Annotated in this window: 11 protein-coding genes; 1 reads left to right on the top strand and 10 read right to left on the bottom strand. The window is 62.5% G+C overall.

Annotated features, from left to right (window positions below; all coding sequences use genetic code 11):
* Window positions 1-49 precede the first annotated feature (49 nt).
* The 6 genes from K0P33_RS16800 to K0P33_RS16775 all read right to left on the bottom strand — a co-directional run bounded on the left by K0P33_RS16800 (window position 50) and on the right by K0P33_RS16775 (window position 9,703).
* A complete protein-coding gene (locus K0P33_RS16800; RefSeq protein WP_242149694.1) occupies window positions 50-1,393 on the bottom strand; it encodes an MFS transporter in 1,344 nt (447 codons plus the stop codon).
* A 20-nt stretch (window positions 1,394-1,413) separates the two neighbouring features.
* Window positions 1,414-2,235 (bottom strand): aspartate/glutamate racemase family protein, encoded by an 822-nt coding sequence (locus tag K0P33_RS16795; RefSeq protein ID WP_242149691.1) that lies wholly within the window; start codon window positions 2,233-2,235, stop codon window positions 1,414-1,416.
* Window positions 2,236-2,266: 31 nt separating this feature from the next.
* Window positions 2,267-3,157, bottom strand: a complete 891-nt coding sequence (locus tag K0P33_RS16790; RefSeq protein ID WP_242149688.1) for a hypothetical protein — start codon at window positions 3,155-3,157, stop codon at window positions 2,267-2,269.
* A 66-nt stretch (window positions 3,158-3,223) separates the two neighbouring features.
* The gene (locus tag K0P33_RS16785; RefSeq protein ID WP_242149686.1) at window positions 3,224-4,882 is read right to left on the bottom strand and encodes a hydantoinase B/oxoprolinase family protein; all 1,659 of its coding nucleotides are present in this window, start codon (window positions 4,880-4,882) and stop codon (window positions 3,224-3,226) included.
* Window positions 4,883-4,894: 12 nt separating this feature from the next.
* Window positions 4,895-6,973 (bottom strand): hydantoinase/oxoprolinase family protein, encoded by a 2,079-nt coding sequence (locus tag K0P33_RS16780; protein ID WP_242149683.1) that lies wholly within the window; start codon window positions 6,971-6,973, stop codon window positions 4,895-4,897.
* A gap of 168 nt (window positions 6,974-7,141) precedes the next feature.
* The gene (locus K0P33_RS16775) at window positions 7,142-9,703 is read right to left on the bottom strand and encodes a LuxR C-terminal-related transcriptional regulator (RefSeq protein ID WP_242149679.1); all 2,562 of its coding nucleotides are present in this window, start codon (window positions 9,701-9,703) and stop codon (window positions 7,142-7,144) included.
* Between the two features lie 386 nt (window positions 9,704-10,089).
* Here K0P33_RS16775 and K0P33_RS16770 point away from each other — a divergent pair, with 386 nt between their 5' ends.
* Window positions 10,090-11,004 (top strand): ADP-ribosylglycohydrolase family protein, encoded by a 915-nt coding sequence (locus tag K0P33_RS16770; protein ID WP_242149676.1) that lies wholly within the window; start codon window positions 10,090-10,092, stop codon window positions 11,002-11,004.
* A gap of 23 nt (window positions 11,005-11,027) precedes the next feature.
* Here the strand turns inward: K0P33_RS16770 and K0P33_RS16765 are convergent, their stop codons facing one another.
* The 4 genes from K0P33_RS16765 to K0P33_RS16750 are packed head-to-tail and all read right to left on the bottom strand — an operon-like array spanning window position 11,028 to window position 15,832.
* Window positions 11,028-12,287 carry an FAD-dependent oxidoreductase gene (locus K0P33_RS16765; RefSeq protein ID WP_242149673.1) on the bottom strand — a complete coding sequence of 420 codons (1,260 nt, stop codon included), beginning with the start codon at window positions 12,285-12,287 and terminating at the stop codon, window positions 11,028-11,030.
* 3 nt (window positions 12,288-12,290) lie between these two features.
* Window positions 12,291-13,862, bottom strand: a complete 1,572-nt coding sequence (locus K0P33_RS16760) for an aldehyde dehydrogenase (NADP(+)) (protein ID WP_242149670.1) — start codon at window positions 13,860-13,862, stop codon at window positions 12,291-12,293.
* A 57-nt stretch (window positions 13,863-13,919) separates the two neighbouring features.
* Window positions 13,920-14,867: a dihydrodipicolinate synthase family protein gene (locus tag K0P33_RS16755; protein WP_242149668.1), complete on the bottom strand. Its 948-nt coding sequence runs from the start codon at window positions 14,865-14,867 to the stop codon at window positions 13,920-13,922.
* Between the two features lie 38 nt (window positions 14,868-14,905).
* Window positions 14,906-15,832 carry a 4-hydroxyproline epimerase gene (locus K0P33_RS16750; RefSeq protein ID WP_242149665.1) on the bottom strand — a complete coding sequence of 309 codons (927 nt, stop codon included), beginning with the start codon at window positions 15,830-15,832 and terminating at the stop codon, window positions 14,906-14,908.
* Window positions 15,833-15,842 lie beyond the last annotated feature (10 nt).

Genomic DNA, 15,842 nt, shown 5'->3' with positions numbered 1-15,842 from the left:
CAGCAGCGTGCCTTGGAGTGGGTCGGACTCGACGCTCAAACCACCGGCTTTAGCGCAATGCCTCGCCTTCCGTTTCGGGGATGAAGGCGGCGAGCACCACCGTGACCAGCAAAAACGCGTTAATGAGGGTGGCGGTCAGGTTGAACGAGGAGCCATAGGCGATGAGCGCGCCGATCAGCGACGGCGCCGCCACATTTGCCAGGCGCTGGGCGAAAATGGCCCAGCCATAGCCCAACGTGCGCAGGCTCGTCGGGTACAACTCGCTGACCCACGTGCCCCATACGCCCCAGGCGCCAAGGCTGAAAAACGCCAGGGCGAAGTTGCTCAGGTAGAGCATCTCCAGGCTCTGGGCGTTGGCAAAACCGTAACCGGCGAGTACCGACGCGCTAATGAAACTCACGATGACTTTTTTACGCCCCAGACGACCGGTCAAATAAGACGCCGCCATGTAGCCCGGGATCATGCACAGCGCCGACAGCGCGATAAAACCGTAGCTTTGCGGCAGGCTCAGGCCGCGCTGTTGCAGCAACGTCGGCAGCCACGTTTGCAGGCCCCAGTAACCCCACGAAAACGTGAAGTTGACGGTGATTTGCAGCAGGCTGACCTTGAGCAGCGCAGCACTGAATACATCGCGCTGGCGACCGGAAGTCGTACGATCAACCTGCAGTTCACACGTTTTGGGTATAAGCACCGTGCCCTGACTCAACGTGTAGATCGTGGCTTTAGCGTCTTCCTGACGCCCCACGGACGCCAGCCAATAAGGCGACTCTGGTACCCAGCGCGCGACGGCAATTGCCCACAAGCCGCCCAGCGAACTCAAGACGATAATGGCGCGCCAACCTTGCGGCAGCAGCCACACGGTGGCGCCCAACGCCAGCAACATACCGATCGGCCAACCTGCTGCGAGGTACACCGTTAACGCACCGCGCTGGCGTACCGGCAGCAGCTCCTGGAAATGCGCAAAGGTCACCACCATCATGCCCACGGCTGCCACGCCGCTGAGCAATCGCAGGGCATACAGGGTGGAGTAATCCGGCGCAAACGCACTGGCCAGGGAGATCACCCCGTAGGTGCCAAGGCTCCAGATAATCGCGCGCTTGCGGCCGATGCGTTCGGCCACTTTGCCCCAGGGCAATGCACCCAGCAGCATGCCGATGAACATCGCGCCGATCAGGTGGCCGACGGCAAGTGCATCCAGGGCAAATTCTGCCGCAATCAACGGCGCGGTGTAGACGATGATCATCATCTCCCAGGCTTCAATCGCAAACACCAGAAACAGTACCAGGCAGCACTGCAGGTGCTTGCGTGTCAGGGGCACGTCTCTGAACACATCACCCACGTTGCGGTGCTGTTGTGACCCGTGCGGGTCGGGCGTGGAGGGAGTATCACGCATGGCGGTTATCCTTTTTATGCTCAGGCTTTGACGCGATTGCCTATGGGAGCGGGGCCCTTGAACAAACCGAATCGTTCGATTTCGGCTTCCGGTGGTGGCTCACAACTGCCCACGCGGCTGGGGCGCCAGCCAAACCTGCACTTCATGCCCGCCATGGCTTCGGCGACTTTGAATGCCGCCACCACGGGGTCGATCACCGGCACGCCGATTTCGCGTTGCACCTCCTCAAAAAAGCCGAACTCGATGGTGCAGCCCAGGATGATGGCCTCGGCGCCATCGTCTTCTACGGCACGCCGGGCTTGCTCGATGATCTTGCGGCGGGTCACCGCGTGGTCGAGCTGGAACTCATCCACGCCCATGCCCAGCGGGCGCATTGACGCCAGTCTGTCGCCGGCACCGTAGCCCTGGACCAGGCTGCGCATCTGCTCGATCCACTTGGTGCGCCCGACAATGATCGAAAAACGATTGGCCAGGTGCGCGGCCACCTGCAGGCTTGCCTGGCAGGGGCCGACGACCAGGGTTTTACCGGAAATTTCGCGTGCATCGGCCAATGCCGGATCGTAAAAACAGCCCAGCACCAAGGCGTCCACGCCCGACTGCGCACAATCGCGGGCGATGCGTACAGTGCGCTCATAAGTGAGTGCCTCGTAGGCGCGGTATTCCAAGTGCGTAGGGCTTGGGGTCAGGTCAAACGACACCACCTCAACTTCGGTAGAGGGTTGTTTGATGCTGTGCAGCAGTTCGGCGATAGGGGCGTCGAAGGTTGGGCAGCCAATCGGGTTCAGCCAGCGCACAATGACCGGCATGTCATGTGGCTCTGGCGTGCTGGTAGTCAAGTCCATACGGTATTCCTCATAGATGATGTGTGTGGCACTAGAAAAATTTCACTATCGCCATGGTCAAGCTATTGGAACGGGGCAGGTTGTCGCTGTTGTAGTAATCGAAGTTGAAGTTGCTCGACAGGTAGAGCCCCTGCTTGCTGAAACCGGTGTAGGTCATCGCCGGGCCGATCTTGCCCTGGCGCGACTCTTTGAAGTCCGAGGCCGTACGGTTGTTGATGTGGTAGGCGTGATGCACACCGAGCCACAAGTCATCGCTTACCAGGTACCCCGCGGCAATGTTTGCAAACCACAGGCTGACACCGCCTTGAAGCCGAGTAGGGTCGCCGTCGCCGAGGTCGGAAGCGTGACGATTGCGCGCGGCGTAATGGATGCCGACCGGCGTGAACGTGGCGGCGAAGCGCCCCACGCGCAAGTAGTTGGCCACGCTGAAGCTGGCACCATAGCGGTTGGCAAACGCGCCATAGCCGCTGCCTTCATCGTTGCCGTTGGGAAACTCCAGCGACAGGGTGGGGTTGACCCAGAACGTGGTGAAATCATCGGCACCAAAGGCGCTGGTGGGCTCTACCACGTTGTAGTAATAGGCCAGGCCGAGGTTGGGCGAGGCGACGCCCCACGAACCATTGCTGCGCGTGCCGTTGGCGCCGGTGTAACCCGCGTCGGCACCGACCCATACTTGCAACTGATCACGTTGCGTGCCGGTAAAGCCGGTTTCGGAGAAGTACGTCAGCACCGTATTACTGCCCGCGCGCACGTCGCCATTTTGCGTGCGGTTGAACACCGGGAACGTTTCCAGTGCCCACTTCCCAGGAACGCCCGGCTGGGCGAAACCAATGAACTGATCAGCCTGTGCTACGGAGGTGAATCCCAACATCCAGGCAAGCGCAGGCGCTACCCATAAACGCGATGAGTGTTGCGGTTTCATAGTGGTGCTCTCTTTTTTGTTGTTGTTCTTTCAAGCCGAGTGTCAAGGCGCGCGATGCGCCCCGGGCTAAAGTGTCAAGCCGTAGACCGATTGGGCGGTGGCTGCATCGATGTAGCCATTCTTCAGGTCTGCGCGAACGGCGTGTGGCTCGCGCCGGCTGGCCGGGCCATAGCCGCCGCCAGCGCCGGTGCGCACCCGGACCAGATCACCGGCATTCAGGGCGATGCCGCTGGCCATGCTGTAGTGCTCCTGTTGGCCGTTCACGCGAATGACTTCGACATAGTTGGGTGTGCCTTCACCCCCTTGCGCCAGGCCCCAGGGCGGGATGACCGAACGGGTGTAGCCGCAGGTCATGAAGCTGCCGTCAGCGCGAATTCGGTAGTCAATGCACACCCCGCGCCCACCTCTGAACTGGCCGTGCCCGCCGGGCTCGTCATTCAGTGCCAGACGCTCTACATACAGCCCATAACGGGCCTCACAGACCTCAACGGGGCAGTTGTAGGTTTCGCCATGCAATCCGGAGTAAACCGCGTTGTTGCCGTCGCGCCCGGGTTCGGCGCCCCAGCCGCCGATTTCCGGTTCTACCAGGGTGAACAGGCGGCCGGTTTCCGGGTGTGCGCCGCCAATGATGGTGGCGCACACCGACGCGAAGTTGCCGGCGGGTAAACGCTCCGGAAACTGCTGGGCCAGGCAGCACAGGATCAGGTCATGCACCCGAATCAGGTTCTCGAAGTAAAACCCCTCGGCGGCGGGCGGCAGCGCATCGAACAACGAGCCTGGGCGCGTCAGCACCCGCAAGGGGCGGAACGTGCCGCCATTGGTCACGCCTTGCGGCGCCGTCAAGGCCTTGAACGCCATTTGCGCCGCGACTACCGCGCCGTCGCGGCTGAGGTTGGTCGGCCCCAGGCACTGGTCGGGGTTGTCCCGCAGGTCGATCACCAGTTCGGTGTTGCGGATATCAATGCGCACCTTGAACAGGCTGCCATCATCTTGCAGCTCCTCAAGGTTCAGTTGCCCTTCAGGCAACGCCGCCAGCGCCTTGAGCGAGACTCTCTCGCCCAGGTCCATGAAGTCGCTCATCGCCAGCAAAAACAGCGCCGTACCGTATTTTTCCGTGAGTTCGCGCAAGCGCGTTGCGCCACCCCGGACAGCGGCAACGCCCGCCCAAAGATCGCCTTCCATAAAGTCCGGCATACGGGTGTTGGCGCGCAAAATCTGCAGTACCGAACGGATCGGCTCACCCTTGCTGAACAGCTTCACCGAGGACAGGCGCAGGCCTTCCTGAAAGATATCCGTGGCATCCGTCGACAACGAACCGGGTACGCGACCACCCACATCGTTCCAGTGCGCGATGTTGGCGGTCCAGGCCACCAGATGGCCGTCGGCAAACACCGGCATGGCCAAAACCACATCGTTGAGGTGCGTTACCGCACCATCATGCGGGTCGTTGCTGATAAAAATATCGCCGTCTTCAATGTCATGCGGCAACGGATGGTGCTGGCGGATTTTCTTCACGGCTTTGTCCAGCACACCGACAAAGGCGGGTATACCCGCGCCGGAACTGGCGATCTCGCCGTGGGCGTCGGTGATGCCCGTGCCCATGTCCAACACTTCGTAAATCACCGGGCTCATGGCGGCCGTGCGCATGGCAGTGAACATCTCGTCGGCGATGGCCTGGAGTGAGTTCTGGATGATGTCGCGGGTAAAGATATCGAGCTTGCTCATGGCGATACTCCGTCAGCCGTTGATCATGATGTGCAGGTTGCCCAGGCGGTCCACCTGTACGCGGTTGCCGGGGTGCACCACCACGGTGGTGCCGGCGTCCTCGACTATGGCCGGCCCGTTAAACGTCATCAGCGGTTCGAGCAAGGCGTAGTCGTAGAGACTCGCCTCATGAATGCCTTCCTGGGCGTAGTCGACGCGGCGCCACCCCTTGCAGGCCTCGCTCACCAAACGGCCGGTAATCGGCAACGCCTGGGGCGTCAACTTGCCGATCTGAGCAATCGCCACCAGATGAAAACCGATGATTTCCACGGGTGCTTGCAGGCTGTAGGTGTAATGCTGCTTGTAGAGGCTGTGAAAGCGTTGTTCGATCACGGCCCAGTCTGCGTCGATGCGCTCGTTCGGCCCGAGCAGCACTTCAACTGAATGCTCCTGGTTCTGGTAGCGCAGCTTGCAATGCACCTGGACCTCGACGTGCGCCGGCGTGATGCCTTGCGCGACGAACTGTTCGCGGGCGGCACCCGTCAGTTCTTGCAAAAACTGCTGGGTCTGCTCCAGTTCAACGAGGTGGCGGGTCTGTACAAAACGGTTGATAAACAGGTCGCGTCGCAAGTCCGAGAGGGTCATGCCCCAGGCAGAGAACACTGAGGCGCTGCGCGGGACGATGACCTTTTGCACACCCAGCTCCTGGGCGAGCGCAACAGCATGCATGGCGCCACCTCCGCCAAAGGCCATCAAGGTCAGCTCGCGTGGGTCATGCCCACGGCTCAGCGACACCAGCTTCAACGCGTTGACCATATTGTCGTTGGCCAAACGCACCACGCCGCGCGCCACCTCATCGGCCGGCAGTTGCAGGCGCTGCCCCAGGGTGTTTAGCCCGCGTACAACGGCCGGCAGGTCGGCTACCACGTCGCCGCCGCAAAAGTAATCCGGGTTGATGCGCCCCAGCATCAGGTTGGCGTCGGTAGTGGTGATCAGCGTGCCGCCATTGCCATAGGCGGCGGGGCCCGGCACCGCGCCGGCGGAATGTGGGCCGACATGCAGTTTGTCAAAGTCATCAACCCAGGCGATGGAGCCGCCGCCGTTGCCGATTTCCACCAGGTCGACCACGGGCACCATGATCGGGTAGCCCGCATTGATTCGGTTGCGCTCAATCCAGTAGTCGGTCTTGATCGATACCTGGCCGTTGCGAATCAGTGCACATTTGGCGGTGGTGCCACCAATGTCCAGGCCCAGTACGTTTGGCTCATCAATCAGCCGTCCCAGTTCGGCAGCCGCCCAAAAACCGCTGGCTGGGCCGGATTCGACCATGGTGATCGGTGTTTCCCGCGCATGCTCCACACTGTCGACGCCGCAGTTCGATTGCATGATGTACAACGGCGCCTTGTAGCCACCGTCGCGCAAACCACTCGCCAGGTCGTCCAGATACCGTGCGGCGATGGGCTGGACATAGGCGGACAGCACCGTTGTGCTGGAGCGCTCGTACTCACGCCATTCTCGGGTGATCTGATGGGACGCAACCACCGACACCTGCGGCCAGAGCCTGCGTACTTCATTCAGCACAGCTTGCTCATGGGCCGGGTTGGCGTAGGCGTGTATCAAGCAGATCGCAATGGCCTGCACGTTGTCGGCGCGAAAGGCTTCGATGATCGGCGCCACTTGCGTAAGGTCCAGGGGCTGGCGCTCCTGACCGTTGGTGTGCAGGCGCCCGGTTATTTCGCGACGCAGATAGCGCGGCACGAAGGGCGCCGGCTTGACCCACTTGAGGTTGAAGTAATCCGGGCGGTTGGCGCGGGCGATTTCCAGCACATCGCGAAAGCCTTGGGTGGTGATCAACCCTGTCTTGACGCCCCGGCGTTCGGTCAGGGCATTGATGACCACGGTGGTGCCATGGGCCAGGAAGTCGACGTCAGCCAGATCCACGTCCGCCTTGCGGATGACATTGAGTACGCCCTGGGCGAAGTTGGGTGGGGTGGTGTCGACTTTGGCCGTGCGAATCGTCTGTTCGCCGGTGGTCGGGTCGTGTTCGAAATACACAAGGTCGGTAAAAGTCCCGCCGACGTCGGTGGCCACGCGCACTGTTTTGCCTTCCATACCCACAGGGCATCTCCTGCTGTACTTACGTTGTCATGGGAGCCAGGCGAGAGCCTCTCGCTGGTGTTGGGGGATGCTAGGGCGCGCTACTCGGCGCAGGCTACGAGTAGGGCGGGTAGGTGACGACGATTGCGGCATTTCGACTACCCGCATGGGTAGGTTGGTGGGTCAATGGGGCGCGTCGAGCAGGCCCAAGCGCAATGCGGCGGCCATTGCGGCGGTGCGGCTGTCGACACACAGCTTGGTAAACACGTGCTTGAGGTGGAATTTCACGGTGTTTTCAGAAATATCCATCGCCAGGGCGATGGCTTTGTTCGATTGACCTTCGGCAAGCAACGTGAGGATCTGCGTCTCCTTGGCGCTGAACGACAGGCGTGAGCGCACAGGGTGGGCGCGCCATCCGCGCAAGCGCGTGATGATGGTTTGTTGGCTGTGGGTGGTGCTGGCGCAGGCTTCCAGCGCGCTCAAAAGACACGGCCCGGCTTCCAGCAGCAGCCCGGGCAACGCCTGGGCCGGGATCGATGCCAAGATTGCGTTCTGCTCGGGTGGATGGCCTTTGCCGTGGGCGGCCAGGGCCAGCAGTTGCAGGCGCCAGGCGGGTAACTGCAAGCCGCGTTCGTGCAAGAGCCTGGCGCCGCGTTGCAGGTGGTTGAGCGCGTCAGCCGACGCTCCGGTCGCGAACTGTAACCTGGCCAGTGCCAACGTCGCGGCCTCATGGTTACGCCAGTCATCGGGGTTCTTTGCGGCGCTTTCCAGGTCATTGGCCAGCGCTTCCTGACGCGCTTGCGTCAAGGCCCCGGCTTGCACCAGCAGGTCGACTCGCCACGCGTTGACCAGCCGTTCCAGCCGCTGCCAGTTGCGCGCAGTGGCGAGTTCGGCTACTTGCGTGAGCTCCAGCAACGCTGGCTGCAAGCCAAGCGTGCGCAACGAAGTGCGCCATGCCAGCTCGGCGGTGACGGCAGTGATATCCAACCAAGCGTCGGTTTGTTTGAGCGAAGCCCAACCATCGCGCAACCACGGGGTTGCCTCGGCCCAGGCGCCTTGCCAGTACAGGTGCTGGGCCTTGAGGCAACCGGCCACCGCCCTGACTGAACTCTCGCTGCCGAATTGACTGTCGGCCACGGCCACGGCGGTGTCGACCATCTGTGCTGAGACGCGAATATCGCCTGTCAACGCGAGGATTTGCGCCTCATGGATCCGACAGTAATTTTCACCCCGTGGGTTGGCGGCCACCCGCATCTTGATGTGCGCCGAGCGAATCACTTGCAGGGACAGGGACAGTTGGCCTTGTTTCAGTGCTTTCAAGGCCTGAGCGCATTCCTGCGTGCCCGTGGCGAGCATATTGTCGGCGCAGTCACTTTCCCACGGCGCCAGTTCAAAGCGATCGACATAGGCGTCGGCGAGCGTGCGCACCACATGATAGTCCCGCGCCAGGCGCTGATTTGCCTGCGCTTGCTCTCGGATCAAATCGAGCAATTGCTTGGCGAGGGCATGTTCGCCGAGTTTGGCGTGCAAGTACGCCTGGAGCAGCATCAGGTCCGGTTCAGTACTCAGCGCCTTTTCATCGAATTGCTGCAGCAGGCTTTCGGCGTAACGGATGCCGTTGTGCATGACCACCTCCCAACCGCCGGCCCGCACGAGCAGGTCAACTGCCAGCCGGGTATCACGGGCACGCAGTGCATAGCGGATGGCTTGGACCCAGTCCCTTTGTGCCGCCAGCCAGTGAGCTGCGGCGTTATAAAGGTTATGAGCGGCGTCGGTCTCAATGCTCTGGTTGAGAAAGTCGCGCAGCAGCCGGTGGTGACGAAACCATTGGCGGCCGGCATCCAAGGGAACAAGCAGGGCGTCCAGATGCGTTAACTGCGCCATCCGCTGCGCGCTGTCATTACGGCCACGGACGGCGTCGGCCAGCTCGGCGTTGAAACGCTCCAGCAGTGCCATATCACGCAAAAAAGCCTGGCATTCAGGTGACAGGCGCTGCACGACTTGCCCCGTCAGGTACTCCGCCATGTCGGTGACACGCCCGGAAAATGCATTCAGGCCATGCAGTGAGGCATCGCCACTGTCACGCCACAACCTCGCCAGTTGCACCGCCACCGCCCAGCCTTCGGTTCTCTCATGCAAGTCCAGAAGTTCAGCGGTGGGTATATCTGCGCCGAGCACCGCCGTGGTTTCGGCCGCTGTGAATGTCAACGCCTGGGCGGATACTTCGTGCACCCAGCCATTGGCTTTCCAGCGCGCCAGGGGCCAGCCAGGCCGCTGGCGCGCCGCTACAACCCATTCCAGCCAAGGCGAAGCCTGTTCCAGCAAGGCCTGGACGATGGGGTCGAGTTGGGGGTTTGCCGCGCAGTGATAGTCGTCAAGGAACAGCGTCACCTTACGGTTAGTACGCGCCAGTGCATGCAGCAGGGCCGTGATCGTGCGCTGCGGTTGCACATCCAGTGATTGCGCGTGTGCCAGACGGGTCAGGTGCCCCAGGTCAAGGCCGGCGTGGTCCAGCGTCAGGATCAGGTAGGACAGGAAACGATGGGGGTCGCCGTCGGCCTCATCCACTGAAAGCCATGCGATGGTCGAGGGTAGCGTGGTCGACAGCAAGGCGCGTCGCCACTGCATCAACAGCGTCGTCTTTCCGAAACCGGCGGGAGCAACCACCAGCACCAGAGGGCCGCTTGTGCGCTCGCGAAAAGAGTCCAGTAACGCCTGGCGCGGCAAGGAGGTCAGCAATGTCAACGGCGGTGCCAGCTTGCCGACCCAGCACCAAGCGTTGGATGAAGCGGATGAAGAGTTTCTTTTCAAGACATCGGTCTCGCACGCAAAGGTTTGCGTTGGTTTTATCAGCTGCTTTTTAGGTTGTGGCTGACGCAATCGTCACCTGATGTTTATTCAAGCCCTCTGAACGCGCCACAAGCCACTTAGCCAAGTGCGCATTGGCACAATGCCATCGCGCTAAGCCCTTGTACGCCCTGTGCACCTGCCAAGAAAAAGCCGCGTGTGATTAAGTTCCTACACGCAACGCAGGATTTATCTGATTTTGAGCGTGCGGTGCCGAGTTCCCTCAAAAGGCGGCTGGTCGAGTAGGATAACCCTGCGACTGGATCAGCTCTAAAGGAAGACGGATGCCCCTCACACTCATTGATCGTTACCGTGGCAGCCTGCTTGGGTTAGCCTGCGGTGACGCGGTCGGCACTACGGTTGAATTCATGCCGCGTGGCACGTTTGCCGCCGTTACCGACATGGTCGGCGGCGGGCCGTTCAACCTCAAGCCCGGCCAATGGACGGACGACACCTCAATGGCCCTGTGCCTTGCCGAAAGCCTGCTGCGCAAGGGCGGTTTTGACGCGAAGGATCAGATGGGCCGGTACTTGAATTGGTGGCAGTGGGGCTACTTGAGTGCTACCGGTGACTGCTTTGATATCGGCATGACCGTACGTGAGGCATTGGCGGCGTACCAGCAAGACGGCAACCCATTTGCGGGTTCTACACACCCGCGTTCGGCCGGCAATGGTTCGATGATGCGCCTTGCGCCGGTGGTGTTGTTCTTCTTTGCCGACCCGCAAAAGGTGCGTACATACACTATCGAAAGTTCACGCACGACCCATGGCGCTCAAGAAGCAATCGAGTGTTGCCTGGTGCTGGCGCAGGCCATCAGCAATGCCTTGAACGGTGTTTCAAAAGATCAAGTGCTGCACGTCCGCGACCCAGCGTTGACGGCCCCTAAAGTGCAGGCTATCGCCGCGGGTGAGTACCGCAACAAGTCCCGTGATGACATTGTCGGTTCCGGGTATGCCGTCGCCTCTTTAGAGGCCGCGTTTTGGTGTTTTCATCACACCGACAGCTTTGCTGAGGCCGTGCTCGCCGCCGCGAACCTGGGTGATGATGCTGATACCACCGCCGCCATCGTCGGGCAGTTGGCGGGCGCCTACTATGGCGTGCAAGGTATTCCGGCGGGGTGGTTGCAGACGCTATGGATGCGTGAGGAGATTCAAGAGGCGGCCGATGCGTTGTTGAGTGCATCCCAAGTGGCCGATTGAAAACCCGCACGCGGCGAGTTTTCTCAGAATCGATCCAACCGAAACGGTGCAAGTGCCGGCAGGCCTGAAAACGCAGGCTTCGCAGTAGCCAACTGCACCACCATCTCGGCGGTCACCGCCGCCTGTGTCAACCCCAGATGTTGGTGCCCAAACGCCAGCAGCACCTTGGCGTCACACACCTGATCAATGATCGGCAGCGAGTCGGGCAAGGACGGCCGAAAGCCCATCCACGGTGTAGCGCCCTGCGTGCTCAGGTCCTGGCGAAACAAACCCTGGCTCAGCCGGTGCAGTTGCCAGGCGCGTTGCATGTTCGCCGGGCGCGTGAGCCCGGCGAACTCGACAGTGCCGGCCAGGCGCAGGCCGCCGGCCATGGGCGTCATGATGAACTTGCGTTCAAACGAGGTCACCGCAAACGGCAGGCGCTGTTGCTCCTGGGGCAACATCAGGTGATAACCGCGTTCGGTGTCCAGCGGGATTTTTTTACCGGTGAGTGCGGCGGTCAGGCTGGCCGAGTGCGCACCGCAGGCGATCAGCACCTGGCGCGCCGTAACGCTGCCCTGGTCGGTCAATAACGACACGCCCTCTGGTTCCAGGCGCCCACCCAGCACGCGCTGTTTGAGGAACTGCACACCTTCGGCCTTGGCGGCCTCCACCAGTTCGCAGACCACGTGGTAAGGGTCCAGAAAATGCCCGGTAGCGGGGAAGAACAAGCCGCCTTGGATCGCTTCGCTCAACTGCGGCGCGGCCGTGCGCACCGCAGTACTCGACCAGAACTCAACCGGTACATTTTGTTGCTGCATGCGCTGTTGCAACGCATCCACCGCCGCGCGCGATTCGGCGCGCTCAAACACCAGCAACGAACCGTCTTCGCGCAACAGGTGCGGGCGCTCAATCGATTGCAGCAGGCGTTGCCAGGCGCCCAGGCTGGCTTCATTCAACGCACGAATGCCCGCCACCGTGCGCCGGTAGTTTGCCGGGCGCAGGTTCAACAGCAGGCGCACAAACCAGGGCAGGGCGCGGGGCAGGTATTTCCAGTCCAGGCGCAGCGGGCCCATGGGGTCCATCAGCATCGCGGGCAGGCGCTTTAAGATCGACACATCGGCGATGGGAAACACCTGCTCGGTCGCCAGGTGCCCGGCATTGCCGTAGGAGGCGCCCATGCCGGGCGCTTGCGGGTCGATGACCACCACGCGCCGGCCTTGACGCGCCAATTGCAGTGCACAGGCCACGCCGATAATACCGGCGCCGATGACCGCGATATCGCCAGTGTTGGAGTCGCGCATGGCCTAGGCCTCTCTCTGGCCGTCGAGCAAGCGCCGCAACAGCCAGGGGTTGGCGTGTTGCAGGGCGCCGGGGAGCAAGTCGTCGGGGAAATCCTGGTAGCACACCGGGCGCAAGAACCGCAGGATCGCCGCCGTGCCGACCGAGGTGCTGCGTGAGTCTGAAGTGGCAGGGAAGGGGCCGCCGTGGACCATGGCGTCACAGACCTCCACGCCGGTCGGCCAGCCGTTGACTAGCAGGCGGCCCGCCTTGCGCTCAAGCACCGGGAGCAAGGTTTTCGCACGCGCCAGGTCCGCTTCATCCACGTGCAGCGTGGCTGTCAGTTGGCCTTCCAAGTGTTCCGAGACCTGGCGCACTTCTGCGTCGCTGGCGCACACCACCACCAGCGATGCGGCGCCGAAGACTTCGGCTTGCAGGTGCTCATTGCTCAAAAACGCACTGGCCTGGGTGACGAATAAATGCGCCTGGCCCTGGTTCGGGCCTTCAGCCGCCTGACCTTTGGCGGCGACGTGGGCGTGTTCGGTCAGCGCAGCCACGCCGGTTTCGTAAGCGTTGAAAATGCCCGGCGTCAACATGGTCTGCGCCGCGCAACCGCGCAGCAGCTCACTGGCGGTGGCGATGAATCGCTGCAGTGCGCTGCCCTCGATGGCAATCACCAAACCTGGGTTGGTACAGAACTGCCCGGCGCCCTGGGTCAACGATGCGACAAAGCCCTGCGCCAAGCCTTCGGCGCGTGCCTGCAATGCGCCGGGAAACAGATACACCGGGTTGATCGAGCTCATCTCGGCATACACCGCAATCGGCTCCGGCCGCGCCTGCGCTGCGTGTGTCAGCGCGAGGCCACCGCTGCGCGAACCGGTAAAGCCGACGGCCTTGATCCGTGGGTCGGTGACCAGCGCAATGCCCACGTCGGTACCTGAGCAATACAACAGCGAAAACACGCCTTGCGGCAAACCGCAGTCTTCAACCGCCTTGGCCAGCGCACGGCCCACCAGCTCACTGGTGCCCGGATGGGCGCCATGGGCCTTGACGATCACCGGGCAGCCGGCCGCGAGTGCCGACGCGGTATCGCCGCCCGCCACCGAGAACGCCAGCGGGAAATTACTCGCGCCAAACACGGCCACCGGCCCCAGTGGCAGGTGGCGTTGACGCAGGTCCGCACGCGGCAGCGGCTGGCGCTCAGGCTGCGCGGTGTCCACCCGCACATTCAGCCATTCACCGGCACGCACGGTGCGGGCAAAGGTCCGCAGTTGCCCGCAGGTACGCCCGCGTTCACCTTGAATGCGCGCGCGTGGCAGGCCGGTTTCGGCCACGGCGCGGTCGATCAACGCATCACCGAGGGCTTCAATGTTGTCGGCAATGGCTTCGAGAAAGGCGGCGCGCGCCGTCAGCGAGGTTTCGCGGTACGTGTCGAACGCGGCCCACGCCAGCGCGCAGGCCTGTTCGACATGCTCGCCACTGCCGCCGGCATAGGCCGGTTCCAAGGGGGTATCGGTGGCGGGATTGATCGCTCGGAACCCTTGGCGATCACCGGAAATTGCTTGCTGACCGATCAGCATCTTGCCCGTCAGAGTCATGGGGTCATCCTGGAAAAAAGGGTTGGCCGCTGCGAGAACCACAGCGGCGCGCACGGGTCAGGCGCGGTTCTGTTCAGCCGACCAGTGGGCGTACCACTGGCGGAACAGCGCGTACTGGTGTTCGGCGTAACGGCGCTGCGCATCGCTGAGCACGTCGGTGTCGTTGAAGTGCAGGGCGTAACCCTGGTCACCGTTGAGCACCATCAAATGCTTGTAGTACAGCACCAGGTCGCAGCCTTCGTCGAAGGATGACAGCACGCCCAGCGCGGCTTCCAACTCACGGGCCAAGCGCCGTGCCTTGGCGTCGCCTTTGGCGGCTTGTTTGCTCAGGGCCACCAGTTGCAGCACTTCGCGGGGCAGGGCGTTGCCGATGCCGGTGATCGCGCCAGTGGCGTTACAGTTGACGAAACCATGGACCACTTGAGTATCAACGCCGACCATCAGGGTCACGTTATCGTCCTGGGAGGTGATGTTTTCCGCCGCGTAACGCAGGTCGGCAGCGCCGCCGAATTCCTTGAAGCCGATGAGGTTCGGGTGCTCGCGGCGCAGTTCGAAAAACAGCTCGGCGCGGGTGGCGAAGCCGTAGTACGGGCTGTTGTAGATCACCGCCGGCAGGTTCGGCGCAGCCTTGAGGATGGCCGAGAAGTGCGCCTTTTGTGCGGTGGCCGAAGCGCCACGTGACAGCACGCGCGGGATCACCATCAGGCCATGGGCACCGACTTTGGCCGCATGTGCTGCGTGGGCCACGGCCTCACGGCTGTTCACCGCGCCAGTGCCGACGATGGTCGGCACACCGGCGGCCACCAGGCGCGCCACGCCTTCCTGGCGCTCAGCTTCGGTGAGCAACGGCCAGTCACCCATGGAGCCGCAGTACACCACGGCGCTCATGCCGATATCGATCAGCTCGCGGCCCTTGGCGACCAGGGCGTCGAAGTCCGGCGTGCGCTGTGGCGTGCACGGGGTCATCAGCGCGGGGATGCAACCGGTGAAGATGTTGTCGCTCATTGTTCTAACTCCAGCGTTCAGTTAAATAAGGCCTGGGCTCAGATGCCCCAGGCGAAAGGGTCCTGCTCGTCGATCAGCAAGGTGCTGTCGGCGGTCATGTAGGCGCGGCCGGTGATGAAGGGGCGTACGCGTTCGCCGTCCCATTCATAACGGCCTTCGAATTGGCTGCCGGTGATGCTGGCTTGTACCCAGGTGGCGCCGGGCGCGAGTTTGCCGTCAGCGGCCAGGCACGCGAGCTTGGCGCTGGTGCCGGTGCCGCACGGCGAGCGGTCGTAGGCCTTGCCGGGGCACATCACGAAGTTGCGGCTATCGGCGTGGGCGTCATCGGCGAACAGTTCGATATGGTCGATCAGCGCGCCATCGGCACCGTGAATGCCTTGCTCTTCCAGGGCCTTGAGCATCGCCCAGGTGTAATCGGTGAGGGCATCGACGTTAGCCATCTCCAGCGTTTGCCCATGCTGCGACACCAGGAAAAACCAGTTGCCGCCCCAGGCAATGTCGCCGTAGACCACGCCGTAGCCAGGCACCTGCACCGCGACCTGTTGGCGATGGCGGTAGGCGGGCACGTTGCGCAGGGTCACGGCGCCATCTTCGTGCAAGGTGGCGGCTACCGGGCCCACTGGCGTGTCGATGCTGTGAACGCCCGGCTGGATGCGGCCCAAGTGGTGCAACGAGGCGACCAGCCCGATAGTGCCGTGGCCGCACATCCCGAGGTAGCCGGCGTTGTTGAAGAAGATCACCCCGCAGGTGGCGCCCGGTGTGACTGGCTCGCAATACAACGCGCCGACCAATACATCATTGCCACGCGGCTCCAACAGGCAGGCGCGGCGCCACCGGTCGTGCTCGCTGCGCAGGTTGTCCAGTTGCTCAGCGATACTGCTGCCGGCCAGGGTGGGGAAACCGTCCAGCACTAAGCGCGTAGGTTCGCCGCCGGTGTGGGAGTCGATAACGCGCAACCGTTTCATAAAACACTCC

The organism is Pseudomonas sp. ArH3a (genome assembly GCF_022648765.1).
In the GTDB taxonomy this organism is placed as follows: Bacteria; Pseudomonadota; Gammaproteobacteria; order Pseudomonadales; family Pseudomonadaceae; genus Aquipseudomonas.
Note: the sequence above shows the minus strand (reverse complement) of the source record. Positions and strands in the feature narration are given on the sequence as shown.